At 62.9% G+C, this 20,036-nt stretch carries 28 protein-coding genes; 8 read left to right on the top strand and 20 right to left on the bottom strand.

Translation table 11 applies throughout. The features are described 5' to 3' along the window. Positions 1–62: 62 nt before the first annotated feature. From ACZ6R6_RS17050 to ACZ6R6_RS16995, 12 genes are all read right to left on the bottom strand, one after another. Positions 63–1,325, bottom strand: coding sequence for a DUF3987 domain-containing protein (locus tag ACZ6R6_RS17050; protein WP_470094301.1), 1,263 nt, complete (start codon positions 1,323–1,325; stop codon positions 63–65). An 89-nt stretch (positions 1,326–1,414) separates the two neighbouring features. After that, positions 1,415–1,687, bottom strand: a complete 273-nt coding sequence (locus ACZ6R6_RS17045; protein WP_470094299.1) for a hypothetical protein — start codon at positions 1,685–1,687, stop codon at positions 1,415–1,417. An 82-nt stretch (positions 1,688–1,769) separates the two neighbouring features. Then, positions 1,770–2,027, bottom strand: a complete 258-nt coding sequence (locus tag ACZ6R6_RS17040; RefSeq protein WP_470094297.1) for a hypothetical protein — start codon at positions 2,025–2,027, stop codon at positions 1,770–1,772. Positions 2,028–2,116: 89 nt separating this feature from the next. Then, positions 2,117–2,371 (bottom strand): hypothetical protein, encoded by a 255-nt coding sequence (locus ACZ6R6_RS17035; protein WP_470094295.1) that lies wholly within the window; start codon positions 2,369–2,371, stop codon positions 2,117–2,119. A 165-nt stretch (positions 2,372–2,536) separates the two neighbouring features. Next, positions 2,537–3,064, bottom strand: a complete 528-nt coding sequence (locus ACZ6R6_RS17030) for an antirestriction protein ArdA (protein ID WP_470094293.1) — start codon at positions 3,062–3,064, stop codon at positions 2,537–2,539. Positions 3,065–3,142: 78 nt separating this feature from the next. Then, positions 3,143–3,391 carry a hypothetical protein gene (locus ACZ6R6_RS17025; RefSeq protein ID WP_470094292.1) on the bottom strand — a complete coding sequence of 83 codons (249 nt, stop codon included), beginning with the start codon at positions 3,389–3,391 and terminating at the stop codon, positions 3,143–3,145. Positions 3,392–3,743: 352 nt separating this feature from the next. Further along, complete coding sequence (locus ACZ6R6_RS17020; protein WP_470094290.1) at positions 3,744–4,328, bottom strand: DUF7178 family protein; 585 nt, start codon at positions 4,326–4,328, stop codon at positions 3,744–3,746. A 97-nt stretch (positions 4,329–4,425) separates the two neighbouring features. Next, positions 4,426–4,587 (bottom strand): hypothetical protein, encoded by a 162-nt coding sequence (locus ACZ6R6_RS17015; protein ID WP_470094288.1) that lies wholly within the window; start codon positions 4,585–4,587, stop codon positions 4,426–4,428. 98 nt (positions 4,588–4,685) lie between these two features. After that, positions 4,686–4,916 carry a hypothetical protein gene (locus ACZ6R6_RS17010; protein WP_470094286.1) on the bottom strand — a complete coding sequence of 77 codons (231 nt, stop codon included), beginning with the start codon at positions 4,914–4,916 and terminating at the stop codon, positions 4,686–4,688. Positions 4,917–4,991: 75 nt separating this feature from the next. Then, positions 4,992–5,255 (bottom strand): hypothetical protein, encoded by a 264-nt coding sequence (locus ACZ6R6_RS17005; protein WP_470094284.1) that lies wholly within the window; start codon positions 5,253–5,255, stop codon positions 4,992–4,994. Positions 5,256–6,662: 1,407 nt separating this feature from the next. Then, a complete protein-coding gene (locus ACZ6R6_RS17000; protein ID WP_470094282.1) occupies positions 6,663–7,187 on the bottom strand; it encodes a hypothetical protein in 525 nt (174 codons plus the stop codon). Positions 7,188–7,339: 152 nt separating this feature from the next. After that, complete coding sequence (locus tag ACZ6R6_RS16995) at positions 7,340–7,723, bottom strand: hypothetical protein (RefSeq protein WP_470094280.1); 384 nt, start codon at positions 7,721–7,723, stop codon at positions 7,340–7,342. 208 nt (positions 7,724–7,931) lie between these two features. On the opposite strand from ACZ6R6_RS16995, the gene ACZ6R6_RS16990 reads away from it, so the two are divergent. From ACZ6R6_RS16990 to ACZ6R6_RS16955, 8 genes are all read left to right on the top strand, one after another. Further along, positions 7,932–8,168, top strand: a complete 237-nt coding sequence (locus tag ACZ6R6_RS16990; RefSeq protein ID WP_470094278.1) for a hypothetical protein — start codon at positions 7,932–7,934, stop codon at positions 8,166–8,168. 20 nt (positions 8,169–8,188) lie between these two features. Beyond that, positions 8,189–8,674 carry a DUF6879 family protein gene (locus ACZ6R6_RS16985; protein ID WP_470094276.1) on the top strand — a complete coding sequence of 162 codons (486 nt, stop codon included), beginning with the start codon at positions 8,189–8,191 and terminating at the stop codon, positions 8,672–8,674. 14 nt (positions 8,675–8,688) lie between these two features. Next, complete coding sequence (locus ACZ6R6_RS16980) at positions 8,689–9,537, top strand: helix-turn-helix domain-containing protein (RefSeq protein WP_470094274.1); 849 nt, start codon at positions 8,689–8,691, stop codon at positions 9,535–9,537. A 61-nt stretch (positions 9,538–9,598) separates the two neighbouring features. Then, the gene (locus ACZ6R6_RS16975) at positions 9,599–10,003 is read left to right on the top strand and encodes a hypothetical protein (protein ID WP_470094272.1); all 405 of its coding nucleotides are present in this window, start codon (positions 9,599–9,601) and stop codon (positions 10,001–10,003) included. A 236-nt stretch (positions 10,004–10,239) separates the two neighbouring features. Continuing rightward, positions 10,240–10,635 (top strand): hypothetical protein, encoded by a 396-nt coding sequence (locus ACZ6R6_RS16970; protein WP_470094270.1) that lies wholly within the window; start codon positions 10,240–10,242, stop codon positions 10,633–10,635. Between the two features lie 132 nt (positions 10,636–10,767). After that, on the top strand, positions 10,768–11,766 hold the full coding sequence (hemC, locus tag ACZ6R6_RS16965; RefSeq protein ID WP_470094268.1) for a hydroxymethylbilane synthase: 999 nt from the start codon (positions 10,768–10,770) through the stop codon (positions 11,764–11,766). Next, complete coding sequence (locus ACZ6R6_RS16960) at positions 11,763–12,269, top strand: NUDIX domain-containing protein (RefSeq protein WP_470094266.1); 507 nt, start codon at positions 11,763–11,765, stop codon at positions 12,267–12,269. The genes hemC and ACZ6R6_RS16960 overlap by 4 nt, the downstream gene beginning before the upstream one ends. Then, complete coding sequence (locus ACZ6R6_RS16955) at positions 12,269–13,150, top strand: hypothetical protein (protein ID WP_470094264.1); 882 nt, start codon at positions 12,269–12,271, stop codon at positions 13,148–13,150. Before ACZ6R6_RS16960 ends, ACZ6R6_RS16955 begins: the two co-directional genes overlap by 1 nt. 123 nt (positions 13,151–13,273) lie before the next feature. Here ACZ6R6_RS16955 and ACZ6R6_RS16950 read toward each other — a convergent pair whose 3' ends face one another. From ACZ6R6_RS16950 to nrdJ, 8 genes are all read right to left on the bottom strand, one after another. Continuing rightward, positions 13,274–13,774 carry a deoxycytidylate deaminase gene (locus tag ACZ6R6_RS16950; protein ID WP_470094262.1) on the bottom strand — a complete coding sequence of 167 codons (501 nt, stop codon included), beginning with the start codon at positions 13,772–13,774 and terminating at the stop codon, positions 13,274–13,276. A 7-nt stretch (positions 13,775–13,781) separates the two neighbouring features. Beyond that, a complete protein-coding gene (locus ACZ6R6_RS16945) occupies positions 13,782–14,036 on the bottom strand; it encodes a hypothetical protein (protein WP_470094260.1) in 255 nt (84 codons plus the stop codon). 79 nt (positions 14,037–14,115) lie between these two features. Continuing rightward, positions 14,116–14,253 carry a hypothetical protein gene (locus ACZ6R6_RS16940; RefSeq protein WP_470094258.1) on the bottom strand — a complete coding sequence of 46 codons (138 nt, stop codon included), beginning with the start codon at positions 14,251–14,253 and terminating at the stop codon, positions 14,116–14,118. Positions 14,254–14,377: 124 nt separating this feature from the next. Continuing rightward, complete coding sequence (locus ACZ6R6_RS16935; protein WP_470094256.1) at positions 14,378–14,815, bottom strand: hypothetical protein; 438 nt, start codon at positions 14,813–14,815, stop codon at positions 14,378–14,380. Further along, positions 14,812–15,516 (bottom strand): FAD-dependent thymidylate synthase, encoded by a 705-nt coding sequence (thyX, locus tag ACZ6R6_RS16930; protein ID WP_470094254.1) that lies wholly within the window; start codon positions 15,514–15,516, stop codon positions 14,812–14,814. The genes ACZ6R6_RS16935 and thyX overlap by 4 nt, the downstream gene beginning before the upstream one ends. Before the next feature lie 11 nt (positions 15,517–15,527). Further along, a complete protein-coding gene (locus ACZ6R6_RS16925) occupies positions 15,528–17,336 on the bottom strand; it encodes a DNA polymerase (RefSeq protein WP_470094252.1) in 1,809 nt (602 codons plus the stop codon). 42 nt (positions 17,337–17,378) lie between these two features. Next, positions 17,379–17,918, bottom strand: coding sequence for a hypothetical protein (locus tag ACZ6R6_RS16920; RefSeq protein WP_470094251.1), 540 nt, complete (start codon positions 17,916–17,918; stop codon positions 17,379–17,381). A 47-nt stretch (positions 17,919–17,965) separates the two neighbouring features. After that, positions 17,966–20,035: a ribonucleoside-triphosphate reductase, adenosylcobalamin-dependent gene (gene nrdJ, locus ACZ6R6_RS16915; RefSeq protein ID WP_470094249.1), complete on the bottom strand. Its 2,070-nt coding sequence runs from the start codon at positions 20,033–20,035 to the stop codon at positions 17,966–17,968. Position 20,036: the final 1 nt, after the last annotated feature.

Below are 20,036 nucleotides of genomic sequence, written 5' to 3'. Positions count from 1 at the left end.
GGCCGAACGGCCTTGACCGCACACGACCCGAAGACCGTGCACGATCAGGGGTGTTCGGAGACCTAAGCCATGACCAGGACCTTGGAGTCCTGCTCCTGCTCCTGGTCCTCCTCGATGACCTCGTCAACCCAGACGTAGAGCGTCGCGGGGCGCCCGCCCTCCGACCGCATCTTGGTGGTCTTGACCTGCCCGCAGCCGTCAGCAATCGCTCGGATCTCCGCGGCCCTCACCCGCTGGAACTTGCGGGCAACCTCGGTGGAGGTCACACCCGAATCCCCGGCCTCGCGGATGTAGGCGATGATCCGGGCCGGGATGTCGCTGCCGTCAGACTCGGCCTCCGGGAGCGTGTACGTGACCGTCTCGACCATGTACTGAACCAAGGCGAGAGCCGCGTCGAAGTCCGTGACCTTGATCTCGGTCCTCTTGTCCGCGAGGCAGTACAGGCCCGCAAGCCGGATCATGTAGGCCATAGCCCGCTCGGTGTACTGGCCCAACTCTTCGTTCCCGGCCGTGAGGGCGTCGCAGATCTCGCGGTGCTTGGCCTCAAAGACCTTGGCAACCCCGACAGGCACGACGATGTCCGTGACCTCTTGGGCGAAGTTGACCATGGTCCGGAGCCGGTTTCCCAGCCGCTCGATCAGCTTGTCCGGGTTCGCGGAGGCAAACACCGGCAACTTCTTCGACTGGTAGGACCAGACCGGGAAGAACCTGTTGTACGTGCCCCCGGTCGCGTCCTTGCTTCCCGAGATCGCACCCCAGTTCTTCGGCTGCACGTGCCCGACGATCGCCACGTGCGGCTTGTGGATGTGGATGTCTACCTGGCTGGTGCGGTGCCCGATGGTCGAGCCGTCCCACGCCTTACGGAGGTAGCCACCAATCTTGGTGTCTCGCTTGGCGTTCGCGATGAACTCATCCATCTCCTCCGCGACGAACAGCATCGGAGCGGACACCCCACGGATTGCACGCGCCGACAGCTCGGCCGCGAGACCGAGACCCGTGGCCGGGAGGTTGTACGACACGTTGTTCTGGAAGAAGGCACCCAGGCCGGCCTCGATAACCTTCATGGCTATGCCCGTAGCCGTGCCCTTACGGCCCACTCCGGTCGGGCCCACCAACACCGGCCAGAAGGTCAGAGGCATGCTGCCCTTACCTGTACCGACGCCGGGCAGGTTGCCTACGGCTGCGCTGAATCCCGAGAGCAGCGAGACCAGGACCGACACCTTGGAACCCTCGGTGTACTTGTCCAGCTCCTCGACCATCTTGCCCAGCGGCCCGATGAACATCTCCGGGGAGGGGGTTGGCATCTCGTTCATGACCTTGCTCATTACCAATCTCCTGTATGAAGTAAGAAGTAAGCCCGGATCGGTAGAGGTTCGGTAAGGGGCACCCCTCGCGGGTGCCCCAGGCCCAGCCGCTACGCAGCGGCTGCCAGCTCCTGGCCGAGCAACCCGAGGCTCTGCATGTGCTTGGTCAGTCGGGCCTTGAATTCGGGCGAGAGGCTGTCGACCGTGCGACAGGTCGGCACGCTGTGAGCCGGTTCGATCCACACCTGGATAGCCGTCCGGGGAGCGCCAACCTCACGGGCCAAATGGACCTGCTCGGCCGTCCAACAGTCGAAGGCCCCGACGTAGTGGCAGTAGCCGATGATGAAGGGAAAGTCCTTGGCGTCCTGGGGCGTGATCTGCATAGGGAATCGCCTTTCATGAAGGGGGGTACCAAAGCGAGCTAGAAGCTCGGTAAGGCGGCCCGAAGGCCGCCAGACCCAACCTCTAGCGAGCGCGGTCCAGCAGCTCCTGGACGTTCTCAGGGGGCCTCATGTCATTCCAGAAGTAGCCGCAGTTCACATTCGGAAGGCCCTGGAAGATCTCTTCAACCTCCAGGTTCTCGAATGCCTCATCCTGGGAATGTGCGTGAATCTCCAGGGCCTTTGATATGGCATCCTGCTGGCTATCCGCATTCACAACCCAGGTGTAAGGCTTCTCGCCGTCCTCACGCTCTCGGCCCGATATGGTCACGGTGTAGGTCATGTGCGACATGCGTATCCCCTTGTTAGTGATTGACGGTCTGGAGACCGCACACCGTGGAAACGGTGTGCTAGTCCAGTCCTCTCAATCGATTAGGCGGCCCGGTTGACGCGCCTCATAGCCAGGACATCCGATTCGTTGATCTCCCTGGCGTGGCAGCCGTAGTAGTTGCTGTCACCGCACGAATCCATCCACGCATCCTCGTTGTCCTCCAGCCATTCAGCTACGGCGTCGGGGTCGCCCAGAATCTCCTGGGGAATGTCCAGGTCTTCGATGTCCAGATCGAACCGGTACTCGACGGTCTCGACAACCGTCATTCGGATTACGTGCCTCACGTTGGGGCTCATATCAGTTCTCCTTCTTCGCGTTGATGTCGAGCAGGTCGAAAAGCTGGCAGCATCCGCAGACCGTGCCGCCTTCGGCTTGAATCCAGTCCTCAATCGGGTTGAGGCACCTATCGCAGAGGTCTTCTCCGCACATCAGGCACACATGTTCTCCAATCCCAAATGACCTCAGACGCTGCGGAAAACGTTGCCTGTGGAGGAGATCCAGTACTCGGACTCCCAGGCGATGGTGTCCACCTGAATCCGGAAACCGGGAGGGCAGTTGGCCAACTCCGGGTAGATTTCCTCGGCGTACTGCCAGGCGAAATCCTCAATCGAGTCGAACTGTCCGCAGAATGCGTCCTGCCAGTTGTTGATCGCCTCGTCGAGATTCTCGATACCGCCGATGTGTGCCAAGTAGTCCCCGAATGCATCCCGGTCGGATTCGGCGATCCCACAAAGGGCTTCGTGCGTCTCCCAGATCCGGTCGAGATCCGGGTATTCGCTGATCGAAATCCCGTAGTCGTTCTCGTAGTCCCCGAGGATGATTTCCTCGGCTCCCCTAGTGACCTCGTATACCTTTGCCTTGAAGTCGTCGATGTCGAAGAAGTCGTCGAGGTCAACCCAGCCGCCGATCAGGCGTCCGCCGACGTATGCGCTCAAGTTCCAGAAGTGAACGCGGATGGTCGATGAACCGGTGAGAGAAGAAAGAAGCATGCCGTCTCCTTATGTCGCAGATCTGTGAGCGGATTGCTCGGCAAAGCGGCCCGAAGGCCGCCAGACCCAACCCTCCGTTCAGCTCCGGCTCATGTGGTCAAGTACCTCGACCGACTTGCACTTGTGCTTGAATGCGTTGTTCACAATGCATTCGAGCCAGTCGCCGTCGTCGATCCCGTAAACCTGCTCACCGCATGTGGCGCAGTTGAATACCCCGCCCCAGGTGTCGCTGTATACGACGTCCTTGATGCGGTCGAGTACCAGGCCCAGTGCCTCTTCAGCGCTCATTCCAAGTTCCTCATACTTCTCTCTGATCAGCAGGTCCAAGTGGCTCATTACGCTCATTCCTCGGTCTCCCTAATGCGCTCGAATCGAGTCCACGAGCATTCGGGATGGGACATTGCGTCTACCGCGTGCCGTCCGCAGAACTCGATTTCCCGAGTGCCCCCAGTGGGCTTTCTGGCGCTTAGATGCCAGCGAACCTTGTGCTTGCAGAGCGCCCAGTCGCAGACCTTGTAATTCACATCAGATCCTTTCCATGCTCAGGATCGTTCCGGCCACGGGCCTTTCACCCGTCGCATGCGACCCGCAGATCTGGTAGGTCCCAGCCCATTCACTGGCCCTGATCGTCGCCTCAAACGCGGCATCGTCTTCGCACATGAAGATCTCGCACGACATTTCAGACCCCCTTACTTTCGATCCAGACAACCCAGGTCACGGCCTGCACGACCTGGGGGAGCATTCCGAGACGCTGTGCGGCCTCTCGGTAAACGTGCGCCAGAAGCGCATAGCGGTTCTTAGAGCCAAGGCCCCGATCGGCTTTCCCGTACCTCTCGCCTACGGCAATGTCGTGGGCGTGGCGGTCAATGCAGATCGCATCCGCATCGGTCGGATCAGCAATGCATCGGTAGAAGTGCCCCGTCTTGGAATCCATCGGGAGAACCGTTTCCGGAGACTCGCCCGACATAATCCGAGCGGCCTTTCTAATGGCATCACCCACATGTCCAGTGGGCTCACCTTCAGCAAATGCCCGAGTCGCGAGTTTGACGTTCTCGCCCCACGACTTGTTAGCCGAAAGGGCGGCAATAACGCCCGCACCTGCCCTTGCATTGCCCTCAGAAATCATTTTCGCGAGCTGGTTAGCAGTGCGATACCAGTTCATTCCGCGTGCCATCTGATCGGTTGTGGCGGAATCCCAAACCGCAAGGATGTTCCGCACATAGCCCTCTCGGATAGCCGCATCGGGGTTAATTTCGATGGGCATGGCAATGCCTTTCTACGGTGGGGGTTGAATCCGCAATGGGTGTCCCTAGGCGCGTTTGAAGCGCTTACTCCCTGGTCAGAGGGCTAGGGACCACCTGCTAGGCGAAGAGAATGTGTGCGGTCAGTTCGTCTGCGATGTCCGCCGCATGCCGACGCTTTCCACGTACCGCCGCAATCTGAGAGACCATTTCGCGGGCCTGGTTGCACCACTTGGTGAACCCTGCGATTGATTGGAAATCGCCGTAGTCGTTGACATTCACGCAGCACCCGCAGGGCTTCACAACTTCCTTGCACATAACTACCAACCCGCTTTCTTCCAACCTCTTATTTGAGGGCATAAAAATGACCCCCGGGCTACTTAATTGAACGCCAGGTAGTAGTTTTCCTGGGAGTGATACCACGTCTCGATCAGGCTGAACGCGGCCCACTCATCCTCCGCCGTGCCGACGAACAGACGCTGGTCGCCGAACACAATGAACGCTGCGTAGTAGGTGTCCATGGACAGCGCCTGGCCCTTGATCTCGCCTAGGCCGGAGAGCATGTTCAGGCCCGAGCCGTTCGGGTAAGCGCTGTAGTCGAAGTCGAGCATTAACCCTCCAGTTGTGATCTGAGGACCACACACCCGTGTGGTCCCAAGACCACCGCCTGGCGGCGGTGTCCAGCTCTACTTGTTGCAGAGCTGGTCGTACTTCTTGGCAGCCCGACCGCCCCAGTAGTAGCCCAGCTTCCGGTGCGCCTTGGCGTACTTGGCGACCTTGGCGACAGCCTCGGACTTGTCCCCGTGGGTGACGCACAGGATCACGCCGGGGTGGTTGTAGCTGAGCACCCAGTAGGCGTCATGCTTCACCTTGCCGTGGGCCGCGTAGGCGACAGTCGGCTTAGCGGGCTTGGTCGGGGCCGCATGTGCGGTGCCCGTGGTGCTTGCCATGCCTGCCAGGGCGATGCCGGTAAGGGCGATGCTCGCTGCCAGCTTGCGCATTGGGTTCTCCAGTTGTGACCAGAGGGCCGCGACTTTCGCGACCCCGTGGCCACCGCCGAAGCGGTGCGGGTGATCAGCTAGCAATCAGCGGATTCTTTTCCGGCATCACAAGTGATCCGGTTTCGGCGTCAATCGCCGATCACCCCAGTTAGTTGGCCCGTTCATAACGTCCGACGGGCAGCCCGTAGTGCCACTTGGAATGTCCGCCCACTTCCGCCTTGCGCCCGTACCGATTTGACGTCCCGAGCGCGGCGGCCTTTGCGGCTTGTCCTGTTAGCGTGGCCCGCTATTGAGTTCTCAAGTAACGCTTGCCGGGCATGGGCTGTGTCGCCCACTTCCGTCGCTTCCCGTCACACTCGGGAGGCTTGAAGGGTCACCGGCCGGAAGGTTCTCCGGCCTGCCGCCCGTTCGTGCTAGGCGGTCTTGGTCTTGCTGGGTCCGATCTTACCAACCTCTTGGCTTTGTGCCAATCTCCTGTTTGGGAGCTGACTTTGCCGATCTAGGCTGTTGGGCCACTCCCCCGCGCTCTGGCAGGTTCGTCGTGGTCCGCCCTGTTCGGCGTGGTCCACACTCTACAGGAGGTTGGTAACTTTCGTCACCCTCTCCCCCGCCTCCCTTGCGGGGGGCGGTCTGCCTTGCGCTTCCGCCGTGTTGGCCGGTCGTGCTTGGCATGGCCTTAGCTTGGCATAGGAGGTTGGTAATTGGCAAACAGAAAGGGCGAATAGGGCTCTGATCTGCGGGATTAGTTGTCACCTCGCGGGCGCGGTTCCCTTTCCCACGGAAGGGGGCCGCACTGTGGACATGCAGGGACAGGCAGGACAGAGAACTACACACACGGCTAGTGCAGGGCATGGCACTGCGACACAGGTAGGGCACAGGCGGGCATGAGCGCTAGGACACAGCACAGTGAGATGAGACAGAGCAAAGGGGCGCTGACGTGGGCAAGCGCAATGAAGTGTGCGCGCTGTTGAGCGCGTGATGTGTGGCCATGATGAGCGAGAAGAAAGAAGTCCTGACCTGCGGTTTTGTTTCTTCTTTCAACACGGGCACCACATGATCTCAACGATCATGGAATCCCCTGCTCACAGAGGGTGTGGGGGGATACATACTTACGCCTGTGCGTGAGCCCGAGGGTCCTGCCTCCTCCGACCAAGTACAAGTCTGGGATCGCGCTGTAAGGTCGTTTGAGGCCCTTACCGCAACAAGAGAGGAGGGGAGCCCCCAGACAGCAAAAAACCCGCTCAGAAGGCCCTTCTGGGCCCGTTGGCGGGTGATTCTCCTGGGTTTCATGGAGTTATGTAGGCGACCCCGAAACTCGGGTGATTATGGAGGGAGTTAAAGAGGCCGCCTACGGGATCAAAGAGGTGACTCGCTCTGCCTTGTGTACGGCTCGTAGTCCGCCTCATCGGAAACCCAGAACCCGGACGTCAGGATGCCGTCCTTCACATAGGCCATAACGACCGGGGCCTCGCGGGTTGGCGCCATGACGGGGTTAAAGAAGAAGCTCGGCCACGGCCGGCCGAGTTCTAGATGGACTAGGTACATCCAGCCGCTGTCCTTGTACCGCGCCCGCTCGACTTTGAAGCGGTCGCCTTCGTGGATCAGCTCGGCATCTGTGCACGGGAAGCCATGCGGGCTCTCTGGAGGCACTCCAGCAGCTTTCATGGTCTCGTGGATCTCCGCGAGGGTGACCCAGATGGCAAAGAAGTTGTGGTTCTTATCGCTCCAGGAGCGCAACACCCGCCCCTTGAAGGGCGGAAGCATGTAGTAGGACGTTGACTTATTTAAATCGACCCCAGTCGGGACTGTGTACTCGTAGAGGAAGCCGTCCTCGTATCCCTGGCGGACCACATGGATGCCTGAGGGGTGGTTGATGATCACTTCTACGTTCGTCGTAGGTCGCAGGGGGTTCCTGGGGCCGCGCCGGGAAGATCCCCGGCCGGCCTCCGAGTGCGGTATAGCCATAACGTGAGGTATACCACTGTATGTTCGGTTTTATGCTTGAAAGTTCATCGAACGTAGGGTAGATCCTTTTACCTGGTCAGGACGTTGGGACGCCCTGCCTGCTGCCACTTCCGCTCCACGGTGAAGGACACCCGCCCCTGATCGCTCACGGGCTCGTTCACACTCTTAGCCCAAGCCCTCACGAGAGCAGCGACAGAAGGCTCTCCACCCTTGGAACGGGATCGCCGACTCCGGCCGGCCTTTGAGACCGCGGGCTCGGGCGTGGCGGCAACGGAGCCCTCTTCGATGATCTCCCACGCCTCCATGAACGACTTCTGATGCTCGTCACACAGGTCGACCTCCCGCAGCTCGCCCCGGAGGTTAGTCCAAGTGTTGTGGTGGGTCGCCTCAACGTTGCAGTCCCCATCCTTGGCGCAGTGGTGATCACAAATGGTGATGAGTTTGGTAGCCATATCCGCTCCCTCCGAGGCTCCGGGCCCTAGGAAGAAGAAAGAAGTGGGCCTCTGATGACAATAGTACCAACCTCCTACAAGGGCGCAAACGCAGAAAAGCCCCCACAGTAGCGGGGGCAGCTCCTGGGAGGGGACCGGAAAGTCCTTGACTCCCTCATCGGGGGCAGGCACCCTCGGATGGCGTACAAGTCCGTGCAAGTTCGCAGCAGTGGAGGCGACCATGGCGCTACGGTTCATTGGAATCGACGACACCAGCGGCGGCAACAACTGCCCGATGGTGTGGAAAGACGACTCGGATGGCTCCATCGTGCTGCAAGGCTGGGAGGTCACCGATCCCGGCGAGTTGGCGCAGCTTCGAGAGCGGAGCACGCTGCCGGACAACGAGAAGATCATTCGTATTCCCAAGCGGATGATCCCGTACCTCTTGGAGGCTTGCTCAGAATGAGTCCACGTACCTTCTCTGAGATGCTGGCCAGCGCCCAGCGCGAGGCGATCCATCTGGAGATGCGGGACACCTACACCCCTGACGACCCTTGCTACATCGAGTGGCAGAAGACCGGGGTCATCGACGTGGATACCCACTGGCACGAGTGGCGCGATGAGGTCGCGGAGACGGTGGCCCGTGGGGTGGCGGTACGTCGGGCGCGGATCGTGTCCGAGCCGCTGTCGGAGTTCGTTCGTTACGAGTACGAGCTGTCATCGCCACTCAACGTAGCGGCCGGTGAGCAGATCCGGTGGTTGCCCAGAACCCAGGCGTCGGACCTCACGTTGCCGGGCAACGACTTCTGGGTGTTCGATGACCACCTTGTGCGGTGGTCGTTCTTCGGCGGGAACGGTGAGTACGTCGGCGAGGAGCTGACGACCGATCCGGCCCTGATCAAGCTGTGTACGACGGCCTTCGAGGCCGTGTGGCAACGGGGTGTCGATCACTCGAAGTACCAGCCCGAATAAGCTCAATAAGCACGATGTCCAGCTCGCCGTATTCGTCTGCCCGACAAGTCCGCTTAGCCATTGCCGAGCGTCTTCGCGAGATCATGCGAGACGCCGGCCTCAACGGACGCTCACTCGCCGAGGCGGCGAGCTGGCATGAGTCCAAGTCTTCTCGGCTGCTTCACGCCAAGACTCTGCCCTCAGATGAGGATCTTCGGGTCTGGTGCCAGGTTTGCGGTGTGCCGGATCAGGTGGATGACCTGATCTCGCTGTCAAGGACAGCGGAGTCCATGTACGTGGAGTGGAAGCGGCTGCATAGGACCGGCCTGAGACAGCTCCAGGACTCGAAGGTGCCTCTCTACGAGAGCACCCACTTACATCGGGTGTACTGCTCGCAACTCGTTCCTGGGTTCCTCCAAACCAGTGGATACGCGCGGGCCCTGCTGAAGATGTTCGGGACGTTCCACAACGCCCCTGACGATCTGGAGGCTGCGGTCGCCTCCCGGGTGTCGCGCAACAGCATCCTCCAGAGACCGGGGTACCGCTTCAAATTCCTCATCGAGGAGCAGGTGCTGCGTCACCAGCTCGGTGATCCTTCCGTCATGCGCGACCAGCTCGATCACCTGTTGGAGGTGTCGAAGCTGCCCTCTACCTCGATTGGGATCATCCCGGTCACGGCACCGCGCAGGCTGTGGGCGCTTGAGGCGTTCAACCTCTTCGATGACAACCTCGTGCAGGTCGAGCTGCTCACCGCCACGGTGAATGTGACTCAGCCAAGCGAGGTCGCCCTCTATGTCAAGGGATTCGCCGATATGGCTCACATGTCGGTGGTGGGTGCGGCGGCCAGAAGCATCATTCAGGCCGCCAAGCAGGGCTTCCTGTGAGATGTGCAAACTCGTGCAAGCTTGTTGAGCCCCAGAAACCCCAGCTCCTACCGTCTGAGGCATGGCAACCGGACAGACTGCAACAGAGTCCCGTCAGGGACACCAGGACGTTGAGGTACCCGTCGAGAAGGTCAATGAGCACGACAAGGCGTTGGCCGTCGTGCAGCGGCTACTGAAGCAGGAGCGGGTCCGTACGGGGGTCTTCCACCACATCAGCCTCAAGATCCTGTGCTCCGGTGGCCCCTATCCGCAGCGCGAACTCCGATGTCATCCTCCGGAGCTGGTCGCCTACAGCGACGGCGGATGGGTGGTCGCCAGGGTGAGCGTAGGGCTGCGAGCGGGTAATTACCTCATCTCCTTGCCCACGGTGGATGACGTCGCGACTCAGATGGTGCAGGCCGACCAGCCGTACGCGGTGGTGGACATGATCTTGGCGGCTCTCCGGACAGGCGGGCGGGCGGCGTGACCGGTGCTGTGGGGGTGCGAGTAGGTCGTCGCGAGAAGCCCTACATCACGCCATACGCCGAAGAGAGTTTGGATCTGCCCGTCGCCTTCGAGTGGGTAGCGGGATTGCCTCGGCTGACCTACGTGGACGCGCTTCCGCAGGAGTGGATGTTCGGGGTTCTGTGGGTGCGCTGTGGCACCACACGAAAGGGTACGGTCCAGTGGCCCATGGTTCATACGCTGCGTCAGCGTCGGTGCATGCTGAAGCGGCTGTGCCGGGTGTGTGGTGGGTCGGCCGTTGATCCCGACACTGGGCGGATCTGGTGGGTCATGCCATCTGCGCTGCCCAGAAGCCTGCCCGCGACGTGGCCTACGGTCGGGCCGCCTACCTGCAAGGCGCACGTCAGCGAAGCGCTCCGAGACTGCCCGCATCTGCGTAGGGGAAGTCCGGCCGTCTACACGGTCGGCGACTACTCCCCCATCGGGGTGTTGGCCAACATCTACGGCCTGGACGACGACGGCCGGGTGGTGGAGGTCCGCCATCAGGTTCCCCTTGGCCTGGATGAGCACCACCTGCTCCACCGAGCCTTGGCCACGCAGTTGATGGTCAACCTGTATGACCTGCAACCGGCGTCCCATCTAGTTAAGCCGTAACTTACGAGACGCCCCAGTCCGAAGGGCGTAATCGCCAGCCGCGAGGATGGTGTCCTCTGCCTCCGCAAAGGTGCAATCCTTCCCCCAAGGAAGACTACTCTCCGTAGTTGAATTCTCACTAGGAAGAGAACTGTGAATCCACTGACCGACATCCTCTTGACCCGCTTCGCCGAGACCCCACTGCGGATCGGCACCCGCACCTCCACCATGGCCAAGATCCAGACTAACCATGTCGCCGAACTGATCGGCGAGCTCGCACCTGGCGTCCCGATCGAGGTCGTGCCGACGCAGGTCAGCGCCGACCTTTGGCCCGGCGACCTTGCTGAAATCGGCGGTAAGGGCGCCTTCAGCAAGGAAATCGACCGCGCCTTGACGAGTGGCCGGATCGACATCGCTGTCCACTGCATGAAGGATGTCCCCGGAGATGTCCCCCTGGCCGAAGGAACCGCTTTTGGCGCCTATCTGCCGCGTGACGACGTTCACGACGTCGTAGTCACCCGCGACGGCGTGGCCTTGGCCGACCTCCCGGCCGGGTCGCTGATCGGCACCAGCTCGGTACGACGCCGCGCTCAGCTCAGCATCCACCGACCTGACCTGCGCACCGAACGCATCCGTGGCAACGTCGATACCCGCCTGGCCAAACTCGACGAGGAAGGCAGCAAGTACGCTGCGCTCATTCTCGCCCGAACCAGCCTGCTCCGCCTCGACATCCTCGACCGCCACCACGAGACCTTGCCCCTGGAGTTTCACACTGCCGCCGAAGGCGTCGTGTCCATGGTGCCGCCCGTGGGCGCCGGTGTCGTCGGCATCCAGGCCCGCAGCTCCGACACCCCTGTCATGCGGCTCTTGGACGAGCTCAACCACCCCGCGACAGCCCGGCATATCCTCGCCGAGCGGACGATGCTGCACATGCTGTTCGGCCACTGCAACAGCCCCATTGCCGGGCATGCCTCCACCACCGCCGACGGACAGATGAGCCTGTTCGGCATGGTGTTCAACCGCGACGGCAGCGCGTTCGTCCGCTCGCATGCGTGGGGCGACCATGCCGATCCGGCTACTCTTGGCGCCCGCGTCGCCGCCGACCTGCTTCATCAAGGTGCTCGCAATTTGATCACCGCCACCCGTAAATGACGGACTCGGACTTACGGTCCGACCTCGCAGCCGGGCCGTACTGCTGCGCTGTCACCGCCCACCTCCTCGTGCTCGACGAGGTGGGCCGGTGGCTCACCCTCCGCACGGCCAGCGATCACACCCGGTGGCAGCTCCCCGGAGGCCGCGCCCACCACGGTGAGAGCCCTGCCGCCGCCGCGACTCGCGAAGCCCGCGAAGAAACCGGCCTGATCCTTCCCGCTGAACGCCTCGTCACCGTCGCGTGGATCCCCGCCAGCCAGCCCGTCCGTCGCGACCGCATCGCCTTCGTCTTCAGCACCCGCGCCCTCCGATCACAAGACCTGGAGGCGATCACCGTACAGGCCGATGAGGTCGACGCCTGGCGGCTCAGCCCCGCTCACCTCGCTATCGCCGACCTGCACCCCTTGGTCGCCGAACGACTCTCTGAGGCCGGCTTGCACGGGCCGGGTCATTACCTCGACCAGGACCCGAAATCCCGGCATGAAAGGACCTTGATGCCCTGATGACCGTGGAAATCCTTACCCCCAACGACCTCGCCATGGTCCTGCTGGTCCGTGGTGATGACGACGACCTCATCCCTCGCCCGCTGCCTACCTTGCGGATCAAAGAGGTCGGCCCCACGGTCGCTGATCTCGCCCGCGTCGGTGTCTGCTCGGTCAAGCTGTTCGCCTCCGGTGATGCCCGAGACCCGTACGGCTCCCGTGGAGCGGCTTCCGACAACCTCATGATCCGAGCGATCCGTGAGGTGAAAGCCGCTGACTCGGCGATGATCGTCTCGACGGAGACGTGCCTGTGCGCCTACACCGATACCGGTGAGTGTCACATCGCCAACGACACCGGCCGACCGGACCTGCCCGCGACGCTCGACGCCCTGGCAGAACAAGCCGTTGCTCAGGCCGCCGCCGGTGCTGACATCGTGGGCCCGGCCGCTATGGCTCCTGGGTCGGTGAGACACGTTCGCCAAGCGCTGGATGACACCGGCCAGCAACTCACCGGGGTCATGCCACATCTGATCTTCGACTCGCGGCTGTATGCCGCTTACCAACGCACGATGGACGCCTCCCCTGCCTCCGGCCGCCGCGTGTTCCAGATCGCCCCCTGCTACCCGCAGATGGCCATCGAGGCAGCTCTGACGTTCGTCGCCGAAGGCGCGGACCGGCTCCTGCTGGAGCCGGCACTGTTCTGCGCCGACGTCCTGATCGCCCTGAAGCAGGCATGTGGTGTGCCGCTCGCGCCGTTCTCCGTGTCGGGCGAGTACACCCGCTTGGCTGGCGACGGGGACTGGCGGCTCATGTTGGAGCTGTTCACCTTCCTCAAACGCGCGGGATCCGACCGGATCATCACCTACGCCGCCGCTGACCTAGCGCGAGTCCTGACCGGTTAGGGGCTCGGCGGAAGACTCCCGGTAGGGCCAGCCTTCCCTGGCCGGTCTTCCCCACGGGCCGAGCCCTACCGGGGCACCATTCACAACGCAAAAAGGCCCCCGCCACGAAGGCGGGGGCAGTTCTCAGGACTCTCTAGTCGGGGTGACGATCCGGCTCACGCCGGCACCCCTGATGAGCTTCAGACACCCCTGACAGGGTTCGTCGGTGATGTAGAGGGTGGCTCCTGTGCAGTCGTCCTTGGAGGCGTAGAGCAGGGCATTGGCCTCGGCGTGAACTGATCGGCAGTCGCTGTATCCAGGGCACGGAAGGCTTCCTCCCATGCCCTGCCCCAGATCCTCTGCTTCTCCTCGAAGTGCCTTTGATACGCGGAGGCACGGCGATTCGAGGCAGCCCGCCTCTCCTGGGGGGACTCCGTTGTATCCGGTGGAAGCAATACGTCGATCGGGACGGACAAGGACCGCGCCAACTCTCCGACGGCTACAGTCGCCGCGTCGAGATACGGCTGAAGCGATTCCAAGGAAGTACTCATCCCAACCAGGCCGGTCGTGAGCCTCGTCAGGTCGAGCTTGGAAGGCGACTCGGTGTTGTCCATCGAAGGAGACGGCCTCCTCGTAGTCGGGCATGAGGTTCCTAGAAGTCGTGTAGACAGAGCGGGCAGTAGTGGATGTCCTCGACGCTCTTCGGCAGCGTGGTCGGGGTCCAGGTGCTGTAGCGCGCGGCCTCGGCCATGTTGGTCGCGAGCATCTCGATGCTGTAGCCCAGCAGCAGATCTACCTCGGTGAGGTAGCAGTGCCGGCACTCAGGGCAGACGAGGTAGGCCCCGGAGGGCGGGACCGGTTCGTCCCGCCCGCAGGAGTAGCAGAAGTCCGGACTTGGCGTGTTCACGCCATCTCTTTCATCAGAGCCAGGAAGGCCCCCACCGCGATGATTGCGATGAGGGCCAGGGCGGACTTGAGGGCGTCGCTCACGAGCCGTCCCAGAGTTCGTTGACTTCGAGGGTGTTTTGCAACCGGTCCTCCAGCGCGGACAGGCGCGCTTCGAGCCGCTCCACCTTGAGCTTGAGCCACGAGATCTTGGCCTCGTGCGGGTCGTACATCGGCATCAGGCGAGCACCGCCTTGATGAGGCCAGCGATGGCGGCGACGAAGGTCACGATGATGAGGAGGAAGAAGAGTAGGGCGACGGTGTTCCCCACGAACTTGGCGAGCTTCTCCATGCAGATCCCTTTCAGACTTCGAGGAGCGATGCGAGTGCGCGGACGCGCTGGTCCATCTGGGAGGCCGCGGTGAGGTCGCCGACCTCCTGAGCGCGCTGAAGCTTGCGGCGGTAGCTCTCCAGGTGGCGCTTGGCCTTGGCACGGAAGTCCGCACGCTGGTGGAAGTTCGCCTTCGCCTTTAGCTCGGAGTTCTCCAGCTCCAGTCGTCCGATATGTGCGACGAGCTGTCGGGCCAGTTCGGCAGCCGAGGAAGACACTTGGGGGCTGGGCATGGGGTCCGACTCCTTGATGATCTCGTAGCCCTCATCGGGGACTTCGACGGTGAAGTGTGCGTAGGTGGGACTGCCGTAGCGCGACTCGATCTCGGCACGCTTGAGGGGGATGTGCGTCCCGTTGGGGATGAGCCAGAAGGAGCCCCCGCGCTGGAAGAAGGTGAGCTTGTCGCTCATGCGGTCCTCCTGATCTCCTCGTTTCTGATGAGGCCCCCGAAGTCCTGGAAGGCGTTGGGGGCGATGCACTGGAGGTGGGCGAGGACCTCTTCCGCCAGCTCCTGGATCTCGGCGTCGGCGGCGACGTGGAACCGCTTGGTCAGGACCTCGCGCCAGGCGCGCAGGTTGCCGGTGACGACCATGTCCACGGGGTGGGCGTTGAGGAGGAAGGCCCTGGCCGCTTCGCGGGCCTTCTTACGGGGCACTCCCTGCTCGGCGAGGGCGCTGCGCACCGCGACGTACATCTCCTCGGCCTGGCCGTGGAAGCTGCGCAGGGTGTCCTCGTGTGAGGTTCCGCGCAGGGCGGGAGGAATGACTGCCTGTCGGCCGGCCTCGTCCACGTAGCGCTGTGACTGTACGGAGAAGGACAGGTGCCTGTGCCGGGTCAGCTCGGCGAGCAGGGACCGGCTGACGCCCTGGATGAGGAAGGTAGCGGAGGCGTGCTCCAGCACCGAGAAGTGCTGGTGCTCGATGATGTTGGCGAGGTAGCCCCGGTTGGTTGCGGTCTTGGGGTTCTTGCGCTCCCAGGCTTCGTAGCACTGGCGGCCTGCGGCCTCGGCCAGGCCGTCTGACCAGGTGGTCCAGGCTTCGGTCTGAAAGCCGGTGGCTTCCTGGAAGGTATCGGCGTCAAAGCGGGTGCAGGCGATCAGTTCTACGTTCAAGGTTCTCCTTATTAGTGGTCGGCTCCGTAGAGGGAGCCCCAGGAACGGCCGGCGATTTCGGGCTCGGTGACGAAATCCACGCCTCGGATCTGAGTCCGGAGGCACTCGCCGATCTCTTTGGCGAGGGAGGGGGCCTGCTTCAGCGGCAGGCTGGCGACGACTTCGTCATGAATGGGGAGGCGCAAGAAAGAAGTAAGCCCGGCCTTGTCGCTCTTGATGAGCCCTCGGGCTGTCACGTCGCGGGAGGCGGACTGAATGGCGTAGTTGATGGCGCTGTAGGCCCGGTTCGGGTCTACGTACAGGCGACGGCCGGTGATGGTCTCGATGTAGCCCTGCTGGCCCGCGATGCGGGTCATTTCCTTGGCGAGCTTGGCGACGCCGGGGTAGGCGGCGTTGAAGCCTGCGATGGTGCGCTTGGCCACGTCCTCGGAGACCTTGGCCTGTTCCACCAGGGCCTTCCAGCCTCCGCCATAGCAGACGAGGAAGTTGGCCATCTTGCCGATCTTGCGGCCCACGCCCGCTGCGTCAGCGGTGATCTGGTGGAGGTCTTCGCCCAACTCGAAGGCTCGGTACATGCGCTCGTCACCAGAGAGAGCAGCCGCCATGCGCAACTCCTGCGCCTGGTAGTCGATGCTCGCCATGACGTGGCCTTCATCGGCCAGGAAGCACCTGCGGACCATCCAGTCGCCTGACGGGAGGGTCTGGGCCGGGATGCCGGTGATGGACATGCGGCCTGTGCGGGCCTGAAGGGTGTTGATGTTGGCGTGGCATCGGCCGTGCTCATCGGCGTTGGCGAGGAAGGCTTCGGGCCAGGTACCGGCCCACTTGCCTGCCTTGCGCAGTTCCTTGATGCAGCGGGCGAAGTACATGCCGCCTTCGGCCAGGTGCTCCAGTAGGTCGTCATCCACCTGGGGTTTGCCGGTGGGGGTCTGCTTGAACTCGGTGTGGCCCATATACAGCAGGGCTTCAAACACGTTGTCGGTGCTGTTGGGGTTGAACTCGTCGGGGTCGAGGAAGCCGAGCTGCTCGATCTCGCGCTCGATCTCCATCTGCCACCACGTCTCCTCCTGGCGGAGGCGGGTGGCCAGCTCACTGGTGTACTCGCGGTCGAGAAGGAATCCGTTCTTGCTGATGTCCGTACAGATTCGGGCGATCTCGTGTTCGTAGCTGATGAGGTGTCGAGCACTGGTGGGGATCTTCGGCCCGAGGGTCTTGGCCAGGACCCAGGCCAGGACCGGGTCCATGAGGGCGTACATCTGGAATATCTCGTCGTCCAGCGAGACCTGTTTGAAGTAGTCGGCCTTCTTGAGCTTGAGTGCCTTGCACTGTCGGCCGACTGAGCCCTTGATGTCCTTGGCGGCCACCGGGTCGATGTAGACCTCGGTCAGCTCCTCCAGCCGATGTCCCGACCCGCCCTCTTTGCGGGCGCGGGAGTCCACCAGGCGGGAGATGATGCCGGTGTCTATCGTCTTGGGGAACAGTTCCCCGAGGGGGACCTCCAGGCAGCGGTCTGCCACCTGGAGGTCGAAGGGTGCGTTGTGGATGTAGAGCCGCTTGGCGTGGCGCAGCGTGGTGGCTGCGTACCAGGCGAAGCGGGGGTGTCTCTCTACGGGGAGAAGCCAGGTCTGGTCCCCGGCTGAGAACTGGGAGGCCCGGAGCCTGAAGCCCGGCTCGTAGATCTCCAGGCTCGTTGTCTCGTTGTCGAATCCGAACTCGGTTCGCTGTTTGGCCCAGTCGGCGAAGGCTGGGAGGTCTTCCTCGGTCTCCACCACGTGGCCGGTGACAGTGCGGCCCGCGAGCCGCATCTCGTGAGTCCGCACTACCAACCTCCTGTTTCAGGGCATGAAAAACCGCAGTCGTGGCTACTTGTTGCGGACGAACAGAGGCTTGCACTGGTCGGGGTTGCCCTTTTCAAGCGGGCAGAAGTGGCCGGCCCAGGGGCCCTTGGCACCGTTGCCGGTGATGTACTTCATCTCGCCGTGGGCGCAGGACTTGCTCTCCTGGCCGGGCGGGGGGCTTGCCGGCCGCTGGGCTGCGGCGGCGTTGCCACCGCCACTGCGCGTTGCGGCCTGGGCGGTGCCCGAGTCGAGGGTCTTGGCGAACTTGGCCACCTTGGCGGTCAGCTCCAGCAGGGCCTTGGCCTCGTTGAGGGTGTTCATGGCCTCAGCCACGGAGTCACTGTGGATGACGGTCCAGGGGGCGTCGAAGCCCGCGCCGTACTTGATGGTGGTGACGACCTTGCCCTCAGAAGTGCCGTTGCTGGTGATGGTGCTCTCCTTGCTCGGGGTGGTGTTCGTGGTCGCCTGCGCCTCATCGGCGGGCGGTTCAGTGGTGGGGGCCTCAGAGGCCCACGGGTCGGCGGCCGGTGCTTCGGCGGCCCAGGGGTCTTGGTCAAAGCTCATGCTGTGCTCCTGCTCTCACTTATGTATGGGGTGGACTAGGGGCGGATTCACCTGATGGGGCAGGCTCCGTTTGCACAGTCCTCGTCGGTGCCGTCTTCGACGTTGGTCAGGCCGGTGGAGGCCACCCAGTCCTCGTAGTCCTGCTGGGTGATGCGCTCGTAGGGCGCCAGCTCGTATCCCTGCTCGGGGAAGATGGTCGAGCCCTTGAGGGCCGTGGAGTACTTCTTGAGGGTCTCGGCGAGAGACTCGACGGTGTAGAGCTTGGGGTCGAGGTTGGCGGTGAAGGACACCGCGTTGTCGGCGTACTCCTTCTGGACCATCGCCTGGAAGTTGAGGAGCTGCTCAAGGGTGAGTTCGTCGGCGGACTCCACGATGTCTCCGGGCCAGCCGGCGGCTTCCACTCGCTCGACCACGGACTCCTTGGAGGGGATCTCGACGACGGCGGTGTTGGCGGCCTGTGGGTCGTCCACGACGTTGTAGCCCTGGGCGCGGTACGCCTCCACCTGTGCCTGCTGGTCGACGTCGAGGGTCGAGAAGCGGATGCGGCGGATGTAGTACCTGGAGAAGATCGGGTGGATGCCTTCGGTGGTGCCGGGCAGCTTGGCGATGCTGCCGGTGGGGGCGATGGTGGTTACCTTAACCGGCTCGGGGATGCGGAGCTGGAAGGCGTAGTCGCGGGCCTCGTCCCGCACAACCTTCTTGAGCTTTCTGAAGATCGCCCGCGCATAGGCATTCTGGGGGGCGGTGCTGTAGCGGATGCCCAGGAGGGCTAGGGCCTCCTGCACCCCGAACAGGCCCACACCGATCCTGCGGTTCTTGGCCAGGATCGCCGCCTGGTTGGGGTCGTTCACATCCCCGAAGGTGGCCCTGATGAGGAAGCGGGTCATCAAGCGGGCCGCTTTCTCTGCCTTCTCGATGTCGAAGATCCCGGTCTCTACGAACGCCGCCAAGTTGAGGTGGCCGAGGTTGCAGTTCTCGAAGGGCTCCAGGGCTATCTCCCCGCAGGGGTTGGTCGCGTAGACCTCGCCGGTCTCGCCGTCCTGCGACAGGTCGCGGTTCCAGATGCCGGGCTCACCGTTGAGCAACATCCCCATGGAGATGCGCTCCAGGACGGCCTGGGCGTGGTTGAGGTCCTCGGGATGTCCGTAGCCGTGGATGGCATTGACGAAGTCGTTGTCGATGACCACCGAGATGTTGGTGGTCCAGTGGCCACCCATGGCCTTGCTGTCGATGAAGTCGAAGATGTTCGGGTCATCCCAGGGGAGCATCGCCATGCGGGCCGAGCGGCGGTTGCCACCGGCCACGACGCACTGGGCGATGGCGTGGTCAATCTCCATGGCGTCCAGCGGGTTGACGTGCCAGGCGTCGGTGGGTCCGTTGTAGGTGGGGTCGAAGTTTCGGTCGCCCAGGATCTGGACGATCTCGTGGAGCATCCGCGCCAGGGGCGCCGGGCCGCTGGCGGTGCCTCCGAAGGTCTTCAACCGCGAGCCCGCGCAGCGGACGTTGGAGACGTCGAAGACGCGGTCCATGTGCTGGGTGTCGGGCCGCATGAAAGCGTCCAGCAGATCCGACAGGGCGTTGGCCCAACCCTCGCGGGAGTCCTCGATGACCATCGGCCAGTCCCACTCGTGGGAGAACTCGTCGCTCAGCAGGCCCTCGGCCTTCATTACCTCGTAGTCGGGGTGGCCGGGGTCGCACACGATGTGGACTTCGAGGTTGTGGCGTACGGGGCCGTAGACGTCGAGATAGTTCGAGGCGTAGTTGCTGCCGACTCCCCCGCCTTCCATGAGGCGGAGGAAGGTGAACTCGAAGTGCTCGGAGAAGCGGTCGGTCCAGCCTGAGGTGTGGCAGTTGAACAGGTACTGACGCCCGCGGACTCCACTGGCCCACAGGTGCCGGCCTGCCGGGAGGACAGCGAAGGATTCCATCAGCTTGGAAAGCTCGATGCTCTCGCGGAAGTAGGGTGCGCCGTCCTTGGGCCACTGGACGAGGTCGAGGTTGCCGTGGACGACTCGGTGAACCGTCTCGGGCCAGGTCTCCTTGCTGCCGTCCGCTCGGGTGCGGCTGTAGGTGCGCTGGTAGACGGTCTCGCCGGTGGGGCCGAAGGTGAAGGTCAAG

The sequence above is a fragment of the Streptosporangium sp. NPDC048886 genome, from assembly GCF_055586905.1.
Note: the sequence above shows the minus strand (reverse complement) of the source record. Positions and strands in the feature narration are given on the sequence as shown.